Origin of the sequence: Pantoea sp. paga (assembly GCF_007558755.1) — a bacterium.
Classification (GTDB): domain Bacteria; phylum Pseudomonadota; class Gammaproteobacteria; order Enterobacterales; family Enterobacteriaceae; genus Pantoea; species Pantoea agglomerans.
In genome coordinates this window covers 1-753 of the sequence record NZ_VLTF01000033.1, presented here as the reverse complement: position 1 = coordinate 753, position 753 = coordinate 1, and the positions used below count along the sequence as shown (strand labels likewise).

Sequence of the window (753 nt, the reverse complement as noted above, 5' to 3'; positions counted from 1 at the left end):
AAATGCTGTGAAAGTTGTCGGTAAAAATGGAAAGAATTAAGCGTCAAAATAAGATAAAATTTGCAAAATTCTTTACGGTAATAATGCGAAGTCAGTTATATCAAGCTGCGCAGAGTGTTTTTAAGGTATCAGGTAAATAGAAACATCCTAATATATACCTTATTAACATTTGGAAAGAATATTTAGTGCCATCCTTTATTGACAGTTATTAAGCGGTATATTAATAGAATATTTTTGCAAAATTATTGTAGGTCATTGTTTTTGAATATTTAACCTATACCTGTTTTGCAAAGAATCTAACTGAAAAAAAAGGAGAGTTTATGGAAAGATTTGGCATTAAAACGTTTAAAATGAAAAATGGTGAACGCTATTGCATTATAAAAAACAAGAAAACAGGTATTCCGGTATTTTATCCATGTCTATTTATTACAACACAATTGAGAAACAGTAATGAATCGATAAAAACAATTGAGACTCAGGCTGGGTGTATCGCACTTTTTTATCGGTTTCTTTTTTTACGCAACATAGACATTGAAGAGCGAATTCAAACAGCCAGATTTCTAGATAATAATGAAGTTGATCTTCTGCGTGATTTTGTCGGGAAGAGGATGAGAACTGCGAAAGTGATTAATATCAAAGATCATCATCCTGGAGTATGCAGTGCGACAAAGTATATACGGCTTACGACAATAGCAAAATATCTCGAATGGTTGTGTCAGCTAACTATCAAAAATATAGATGATGGCTACAGGG

At 32.1% G+C, this 753-nt stretch carries 1 pseudogene; it reads left to right on the top strand.

Features of this window, described 5'->3' with window-relative positions:
- Nucleotides 1-320: 320 nt before the first annotated feature.
- A pseudogene (locus FOV68_RS23845) lies at nucleotides 321-753 on the top strand (site-specific integrase); the annotation flags it as partial.